The 8,519-nt window shown below is 67.1% G+C and carries 8 protein-coding genes; all 8 read right to left on the reverse strand.

The features are described from left to right. Nucleotides 1-178: 178 nt before the first annotated feature. Nucleotides 179-3,355, reverse strand: coding sequence for an isoleucine--tRNA ligase (gene ileS / locus TVH25_RS19655; protein WP_169620153.1), 3,177 nt, complete (start codon nt 3,353-3,355; stop codon nt 179-181). Between the two features lie 283 nt (nt 3,356-3,638). Further along, nucleotides 3,639-3,884 (reverse strand): hypothetical protein, encoded by a 246-nt coding sequence (locus tag TVH25_RS19660; protein WP_169620154.1) that lies wholly within the window; start codon nt 3,882-3,884, stop codon nt 3,639-3,641. A gap of 45 nt (nt 3,885-3,929) precedes the next feature. Continuing rightward, nucleotides 3,930-4,772 carry a DivIVA domain-containing protein gene (locus tag TVH25_RS19665; protein ID WP_296549078.1) on the reverse strand — a complete coding sequence of 281 codons (843 nt, stop codon included), beginning with the start codon at nt 4,770-4,772 and terminating at the stop codon, nt 3,930-3,932. 151 nt (nt 4,773-4,923) lie between these two features. After that, nucleotides 4,924-5,214, reverse strand: a complete 291-nt coding sequence (locus TVH25_RS19670; RefSeq protein WP_169620156.1) for a YggT family protein — start codon at nt 5,212-5,214, stop codon at nt 4,924-4,926. A 113-nt stretch (nt 5,215-5,327) separates the two neighbouring features. Next, nucleotides 5,328-5,987, reverse strand: coding sequence for a cell division protein SepF (locus tag TVH25_RS19675; RefSeq protein WP_422425273.1), 660 nt, complete (start codon nt 5,985-5,987; stop codon nt 5,328-5,330). Between the two features lie 31 nt (nt 5,988-6,018). Then, nucleotides 6,019-6,759, reverse strand: a complete 741-nt coding sequence (locus tag TVH25_RS19680; RefSeq protein WP_378527447.1) for a YggS family pyridoxal phosphate-dependent enzyme — start codon at nt 6,757-6,759, stop codon at nt 6,019-6,021. Further along, the gene (pgeF, locus tag TVH25_RS19685; protein WP_378527480.1) at nt 6,756-7,493 is read right to left on the reverse strand and encodes a peptidoglycan editing factor PgeF; all 738 of its coding nucleotides are present in this window, start codon (nt 7,491-7,493) and stop codon (nt 6,756-6,758) included. Before pgeF ends, TVH25_RS19680 begins: the two co-directional genes overlap by 4 nt. A gap of 17 nt (nt 7,494-7,510) precedes the next feature. After that, nucleotides 7,511-8,519: cell division protein FtsZ (gene ftsZ / locus TVH25_RS19690; RefSeq protein ID WP_422425274.1), on the reverse strand; the 1,009-nt coding region annotated here is incomplete at its 5' end.

An 8,519-nucleotide genomic window follows, 5' to 3' on the forward strand; every position in this document is an offset into this window, starting at 1 on the left:
CCGCCGCCCCCGCCGCGGGCCCCCGCGCCCGCGCGGGGGGGGGCCCGGGTCAGTTGCTCGGCGGACGCGAAGAACGCGTCGAGGTCCAGGTGCAGAACCCAGCGCCGACTCACGGAGGCGGGCACGTCTCCAGGTTAGAGCCCCACACCGACGCGCTCACGCCTGCCCGCCCGCGCCTTCACGCCTTGGTGATGGACGCGCGGACTCCTTCACCCAGCTCGATCGCGTCCGGTCCGGTGGGGCCGAGGTCGAACGTCGTCGCGAGGACTTCACCGGCGATCAGATCACGGTGCCGGGCCGCCCACTCGGCGCGGTCTGCGGGAACCTCGAACTGCACCGAGATCCGGTCGGACACATCCAGACCCAGGTTGCGGCGCGCGTCCTGCAGCTCCCGGATGCGGTCCTTGGCCCAGCCCTCCGCCTCGAGTTCCTCGGACACGGCCGTGTCGAGGACGACGAGCCCGTTGCCGTCGGGCAGTGCGGCGGTGGATTCCGGTTCCGCCGCGACGAGCCTGCTCGTGTACTCCTCCGGCAGCAACTCGATGCCGGCTGCGGTGACGACGCCGTCCTCGGACTCGGTCCAGTCCCCTGCCTTGACTGCCTTGATGACCTTCTGGACGTCCTTACCGAGGCGCGGTCCGGCGACCCGTGCGTTCACCGCGATCTCGAAGCGGCCGTGCGCTTCCACGTCGTCGGTGGTCACGACCTTCTTGACGTTGACCTCGTCCTTGATCAGGTCGACGAACGGTTCGAGGTGCGCCGAGCCCGGTGTCGCGACCGTGACGAGCGGCAACGGCAGCCGCACGCGGAGATGCTGTGCCTTGCGCAGCGACAGCACCGTCGAGCAGACACCGCGGACCTCGTCCATCGCGGTGACGAGCGCGGGATCGGCGGGCAGTTCCTCCGCGGTGGGCCAGTCGGCGAGATGCACCGAGCGCTCGCCGGTCAGCCCACGCCAGATCACTTCGGTGGCCAGCGGCAGGAGCGGCGCCGCGAGCCGCGTCACGACTTCGAGGACCGTGTGCAGGGTGTCGATCGCGTCGCGGTCCTCGTCCCAGAACCGCGAGCGGGACCGTCGCACGTACCAGTTGGTCAGTGCGTCACAGAATGTGCGCAACTCGTCGCAGGCACCGGCGATGTCCACGGCCTCGAGCGCGTCGGTGATGACGTCGCGGGTCTCGGCCAGCTTGGCCAGGATGTACCGGTCGAGGACGTTCGACGAGTCGGTGCGCCACGTTCCGGGGGTCGACGCGTACAGCTGCAGGAAGCTCCATGCGTTCCACAGCGGCAGCAGCGCCTGTCGCACGCCCTCGCGGATGCCCTGCTCGGTGACGACCAGGTTGCCGCCGCGCAGGATGGGCGACGACATGAGGAACCACCGCATGGCGTCGGAGCCGTCGCGGGAGAACACCTCGTTGACGTCGGGGTAGTTGCCCTTCGACTTGCTCATCTTGAGGCCGTCCTCGCCGAGGACGATGCCATGGGCAGCAACGGTTTTGAACGCCGGACGGTCGAACAGCGCGGTCGCGAGGACGTGCAGCGTGTAGAACCAGCCGCGCGTCTGCCCGTTGTACTCGACGATGAAATCGCCGGGGAAGTGCGAGTCGAACCAGTCGGTGTTCTCGAACGGGTAGTGCACCTGCGCGAACGGCATCGAGCCCGATTCGAACCAGCAGTCGAGCACCTCGGGAACCCGGCGCATCGTCGACGCCCCGGTGGGATCGTCGGGATTGGGCCGGGTGAGCAGGTCGATCATGGGCCGGTGCAGATCGTCGGGCCGCACGCCGAAGTCACGCTCGAGTTCGTCGAGCGAGCCGTAGACGTCCACTCGGGGATACTCCGGGTTGTCCGACACCCAGACCGGGATCGGGCTGCCCCAGTAGCGGTTCCGGCTGATGTTCCAGTCGCGTGCACCCTCGAGCCACTTACCGAACTGTCCGTCGCGGATGTGTTCGGGCACCCAGGTGATCTGCTTGTTCAGCTCGACCATGCGGTCGCGGAACTCGGTGACCGCGACGAACCACGACGGCACCGCCATGTAGATCAGTGGCTGGCCCGAACGCCAGGAATGCGGGTACGAGTGCTCGATCGTCTCGTGGCGCAAGAGTTTTCCGGCGGCCTTGAGGTCCTTGATGATGACCGGGTTGGCGTCGAAGACCTGGAGGCCCTCGTACGGCGGCACCATCGAGGTGAACTTGCCACCCGGGTCGAGCGGCTGCACCAGTTCGATGCCGTTGCGCTGGCAGTACTCCATGTCCTCTTCACCGAAAGCCGGTGCGAGGTGGACGATTCCGGTACCGGAGTCGGTGGTGACGTAGTCGGCGGCGATCACCTGGTGCGCGTTGTCCCGGCCGACGAAGAAATCGAACGGCGGCTCGTACGCGAGACCGACCAGATCCGCTCCGGTGTACTCGGCGAGCACCTCCGGCTCGTCTCCGAGCTCGCGGCTGTAATGGCCGAGCCGGTCCTTCGCGAGCAGATAGGTCTTGGCCTCGTCACCGCTGCCCGCCCGCACCGCGACATAGGTGATGTCGGGGTGTACCGCGATCGCGAGGTTGGACGGCAGCGTCCACGGCGTCGTGGTCCAGATCAGCGCGTTCGCCCCGTCGAGCTCGCTGCCCGGTGCCCGCAGCACCATGTCCACGGTGACGGCCGGGTCCTGACGCATCTTGTACGCGTCGTCGAGACGGGTCTCCTGGTTGGACAAGGGAGTCTGCTCGTACCAGCTGTAGGGCAGCACGCGGAAACCCTGGTAGATCAGGCCCTTGTCGTACAACGACTTGAACGCCCACATGACCGACTCCATGAAGTCCAGGTCCAGCGTCTTGTAGTCGTTGTCGAAGTCGACCCACCGGGCCTGCCGGGTGACATAGTCGCGCCACTCGCCCGTGTACCGCAGCACCGACTGCTTGCAGTACTCGTTGAACTCCGCCAGACCCATCGTGTCGATCTGCGACTTGTCGGTGATGCCGAGTTGCTTCTCCGCCTCGAGCTCGGCGGGAAGTCCGTGGCAGTCCCACCCGAATCGGCGATCGACCCTCTTGCCGCGCATGGTCTGGAACCGCGGCACGAGGTCCTTGACGTACCCGGTGAGGAGATGGCCGTAGTGCGGCAGACCGTTCGCGAACGGCGGGCCGTCGTAGAACACGTAGTCCTCGGCGCCGGCGCGGTGCTCGAGCGACGCCCGGAACGTGTCGTCCTTCGCCCAGTGTGCGAGGACCCGTTCCTCGAGGTCGGGAAAGTCGACGCCGGAATCGCGCGGGAGCCCGTAGTCCACTCGGGGATACCCGCTGCCTTCCGCCGGCGTCGCCGTGGGTTCCGGGGTGCGATCCGATGCAGCGTGATTGTCGGTCACAGCGTTGATACCTCCGTGCCTGTGTCTTCGGCACGGGGACGATCACCGTGCCCTTCGCACGGTCACCGCGGTACCACCCCGCTTGCTCGCTCCTGCGGAACGAGCCACTCGTTCTTCGGGCTGTGACGGGCCCACCCGTTCGGTTCTACTGAGCGGTGCCCACACGAGCGGTGCATCGCTGTTCTTCCGAAGGCTCCCCGGTGATGGCCGGATCGACGCCGCCCCGCTGTGCGGGGGTACTACTCATCTTCGACGATTGTGCGCTTCCCATTGTAGGGAGCGATCACTCGTCCGAGGAACCCTGGTCTTCCGGGGCCTTCTTCGGCGTGCGAGACGACGAGCGGCCCGTTCGGGCGGCGCGATCGCCTGCCGACGCGTTACGCGCGCCGAGTGCGCTGACCAGCAGGAGCACCGCCCCCACCACGCACACCGCGATGCAGCCCCACGCCCACACCACCGAACCGGTCATCAGCGCAATGACGAGAAGACCGAATCCGATTGCTGCGAGCACCAGCGTCACGACCAGCACGACGCTCCTCCTCAACCGCGGGGCAACAGCGACCGTAGAGCTCGGTCAGTTGGTGCCCTTCGCGAAGGACGTGGAACCGAAGGACGAGGAATTGGACTGATTGAACGCATCCTGGCCGCCGTCGACGGGCACCGCGGAGCCACGCTGCTCGAGTTCCTCGAGCTGCGATTCGAGGTACGACTTCAGGCGGACGCGGTACTCGCGCTCGAACGTCTTGAGCTGCTCGATTCGTCCTTCCAGCACCGAACGCTGCTGGTTGATCGTCGCCATGATCTCGGTGTGCTTCTTCTCCGCGTCGGCCTGGAGGGCATCGGCCTTCTCCTTGGCCTGACGCAGTTGCGTCTCGGACCGGGTACGCGCATCCGACAGCATCGCGTCGGACTTCTGGCGTGCGTCGGCAATCATCGCTTCGCTGCGCGTCCGCGCGTCGGAGACGAGCTGCTCCGAGTTCGTCCGCGCGTTGCGTACGAGCTCTTCGGCCTCGGTCTTGGCGTCGCCGGTGAGCCGGTCGGCCATCTCCTGGGCAAGTCCGAGCACCTTGGCGGCCTGCATGCTGGCGTCACCGCTCGTCGGCGCGGCAGCCGCCACGGGCGCCGGCGTCGGTGCGGGTTCCGGCTTCGCAGTCTCGACCACCCGTGCCGGCTCGGGCTTGGCCTGTTGTGCTGCCGGAGCGGAGGACGCCGAGCGCGGGGCCTTCTTGGCCTCGGCCAGCTCCTGGTCGAGTTCGGCCACGCGCTGACGGAGGTCGGCGTTCTCCTCGATCAGGGAGGTCAATTCCTGCTCGACGAGATCGAGGAATGCGTCGACCTCGTCCTCGTTGTATCCGCGCTTCCCGATAGGGGGCTTGCTGAACGCGACATTGTGCACATCAGCTGGTGTCAGCGGCATGGAAGGGTCCCTTCACGCGTCAAATAAGCGGTCAAGCAGGCGTTCGGTGTTATCGACAGTGCGTCACGCGTATCAAAACTCACTGTATCCGGCTTCCCATTCTGGCACATCGCGGTCGTCACGAGCCTCGTGGCCGCGCCGGGACGGCGCGTCATACAACCCCGCCACGCGGCAGGAACGCCATGAGGAAGTACACGATGAACAGCAGGACCATGATCGAAAGGTCGAGCCGGACACCGCCGAGATTGAGCGGCGGAATCAACCGCCGCAACAACTTCACCGGCGGATCGGTGACGGTGAAGATTGCCTCGAGCACCACCACGACGAAACCCGAGGGCTTCCAGTCCCGAGCGAAAGTCCTGATGAACTCGACGATGATCCGCCCGATCAGCAGAAGCCAGAAGATGAAGAGCAGGAACCAGAGCACCTCGAATACGGCCACGTTTCCACAATGCCCGACGAACACAAGCTAGCCAAACCGAAACGCCCGGCCTGCAGTGATCTGCATCATGGCCGGGCGTGTTCGCGAGCCGTGAGGGTGACGGCGCGCGTCGGTTACTGCTGGTTGTAGAAGCCGGTCTCCGCGATGCGCTTGCGTTCTTCGGCGGAGACGTCGATATCTGCGGGCGAGAGAAGGAACACTTTCGTCGCGACCTTGTCGAAAGAACCCCGCAAGGCGAAGGCGAGGCCGGCCGCGAAGTCGACGAGTCGCTTGGCGTCGGCGTTGCTCATCTCCACCAGATCCATGATCACCGGCGTGCCATCGCGGAACCGCTCGCCGATGGTGCGTGCCTCCCCGTAATCCCGGGGTCGCAGGGTGGTGATCTTCGACAACGGTCCACCTTCGTCGAACAGAGCGCCGCGGCGGGGTTCCACGCGGTCGAGTCGAGCTTCGGCGCCGAGCGCCGAACGGGCCGGCACACGTGCCGGCGCTACGGATCGGGGTGCCCGCGCCGTGATCGGCTCGACCCGGGGAGCCCGGGTCGGCGGCTCGTAGCGATCGAAGTCGTCGTCCGCGAATTCACGGACGCTGTCGTCACGCCGGACGGGCGGGTACTCGTCGCGGTGCGACGGGGCGTACGAGGAGTACGGCGGTTCGCCGTAGTCGCGATCCCGCTCACGGCGCGCACTCGACGGATCATCGAGGTAATCGTCCTCGTAATCCTCGAGCGGCACCATTCCGAAGTAGGCCTTGAACTTGTGGAGCGTGCTCATCGATCGCCCTTCCCTCACGTGGCGGTTCCCATCAGGCTAACGGCCGTATACCCAGCACAGCCGTTCCGACACGCACACAAGTGGATCCCCATCGCACCGCGTGTTCAAGATCACCCGACATGCCCGCCGACAGCTCCGTCGCGCCGGGATATCGCTGGAGCAACCGCGCGTGCAGTTCCGCCAGGCGTTCGAAGGCCGCGTCCGGTTCCCACCCGAGTGGCGGGACACCCATCACTCCCCCGAGTTCGAGCTCACCGGAATCGGCGACGGCATCGGCAAGGGAGTCCAGTTCGTCGGCGACCACCCCACCGCGCTCGCGGTCGCCGTCGAGGCTGATCTGGAGCAGCACCCGGACCGGCGTGGAGCGTTCCCCTGAATCTTGCGCGGCGGCAGCACCTTTGGCGAGAGCGCCGGCGAGCCGAAGACTGTCGACCGAATGGACCGTGTGCGCCCAGCGTGCGACGGCACGCGCCTTGTTCCGTTGGAGCCGGCCGATCATGTGCCACTCGACCTCGTCCGGCACCCTCTCGCGGAACTGCGCGATCTTCGCCGCCGCCTCCTGCTCCCGGGACTCCCCGAAAGCGCGGCAACCCAGTTCGTGGAGCAAAACCGCATCGGTGACGGGAAAATATTTGGTCACCACCAACAGTGAGACCTCCGACGGATCGCGTCCTGCCGCGCGGGCTGCAGCAGCGAGACGCTCTCGCACCGCCTGCAATCGGCCGGAAAGCTCCACGCGGCGATCCTGCGGGGATTGTTCGGCCGAGTTCACGCCGGGTCCTCCTTCGCACCGCCCGCGGTGGTGTCCTCGAGCCAGATCACCGAGGCGAACCGGCCGGTGGGCGCACTGCGCCGGTGGCTGAACAACATCGGATCCTCGATCGTGCACCGCGGGTCCTCGGCGACCGAGGTGACACCGTGGTCGAGGAGTTGCCTCCTCAGTCCCGCGCGGAGGTCGAGACCGGGTGTGCCACGGGCTGTTCGGGTGGCGCTGCCGGGGAGATGCGCCTCCACGTCGTCACGCATCGCGGCCGGAACCTCGTAGTTGGCCCCACTGGCGGCCGGACCGAGCAGCGCGGCAATGCGTTCCGGTCGTGCGCCGAGATCGCGCATCACGTCGAGTACGCGCGGGAGGATCCCGATCCGGGCACCGACACGCCCCGCGTGCACCGCCGCGATGACCCCCGCCTCGTCGTCCGACAGCAGAATCGACACACAGTCGGCGCTGAGGGCAACGAGGGCAAGATCCGTCGCCCGTGTCACGAGGGCGTCGGTTGCTGGAACCTCCCCCTGCACCGGGCCGTCCACCACCGTCACGTTCCGGCTGTGGATCTGCTCCATCCAGACGAAGCGTTCTTCGGGCAAGCCGATCACCGATGCCAGGCGGCGACGATTGGCGGCCACAGCCGCGGGATCGTCGCCGACATGGCCGGCGAGGTTGAAACTGTCGTAGGGCGGGGCCGAGATCCCGCCGGCTCGTGTGGTCACGACCCGGCGAGAACGCAACCCGAAGTGCGAATCGGTCAACGGCGCATGAAGATCGGCACGTCCACGTCGTCGCCGTCGTCCTCGTCGTCGACGGGACGCGGCTGAGCGCCACCGGTCGTCGGCGGAAGACCGCCGCCCACCGGCGTGGAAGCGGGTTCCCGGGACGAAACCGCGTCCGCGTTCTCACGCTCGGAACGGCCGAGTTCACCGGCCCGACCGGCCCCGATGCCCGCGGAGCGGGTGGTGGTCTGTGCCGGCTGAGCGGATTCCACCGGTCGGCGGGCGGGAGTGCCGGCATCGAAGCCGGCGGCGATTACGGTGACCCGCACCTCGTCTCCGAGCGAGTCGTCGATGACCGTGCCGAAGATGATGTTGGCGTCGATGTGCGCGGCTTCCTGCACGAGCGATGCCGCTTCGTTGATCTCGAACAGGCCGAGATCCGAACCGCCGGCGATGGAGAGCAGCACGCCCCGTGCGCCTTCCATCGACGCTTCGAGCAGCGGCGAATTGATCGCGGCCTCGGCGGCCTTGATCGCGCGACCCTCACCCCGCGACGAGCCGATACCCATGAGTGCGGATCCCGCGCCGGACATCACGCCCTTCACGTCGGCGAAGTCGACGTTGATCAGACCCGGGGTGGTGATGAGGTCGGTGATGCCCTGAACGCCGTTGAGGAGCACCTCGTCGGCGGAACGGAAGGCGTCCATGAGGCTCACCGCGGCGTCCCCGAGCTGGAGCAGCCGGTCGTTGGGGATCACGATGAGCGTGTCGCAGGATTCGCGCAGCGACTGGATGCCGTTGTCTGCCTGGCTCCCGCGCCGCTTGCCTTCGAACGAGAACGGACGCGTGACGACGCCGACGGTGAGGGCGCCGAGTTTGCGGGCGATGCTCGCGACGACGGGTGCGCCACCGGTGCCGGTTCCGCCGCCCTCGCCGGCAGTCACGAAGACCATGTCGGCGCCCTTGAGCACCTCTTCGATCTCGTCCTTGTGGTCCTCGGCGGCCTTGCGGCCCACCTCGGGTCTGATCAACGTCGACTTCGCC

It is taken from the genome of Rhodococcus sp. 7Tela_A2, assembly GCF_049311045.1.
Taxonomy (GTDB): domain Bacteria; phylum Actinomycetota; class Actinomycetes; order Mycobacteriales; family Mycobacteriaceae; genus Rhodococcus.

Bases quoted from the DNA above. Each gene is read 5' to 3' on its own strand.
- TVH25_RS19675 (WP_422425273.1), bottom strand. From the start codon at position 5,987: ATGAGCACGCTCCACAAGTTCAAGGCCTACTTCGGAATGGTGCCGCTC.
- TVH25_RS19665 (WP_296549078.1), bottom strand. From the start codon at position 4,772: ATGCCGCTGACACCAGCTGATGTGCACAATGTCGCGTTCAGCAAGCCC.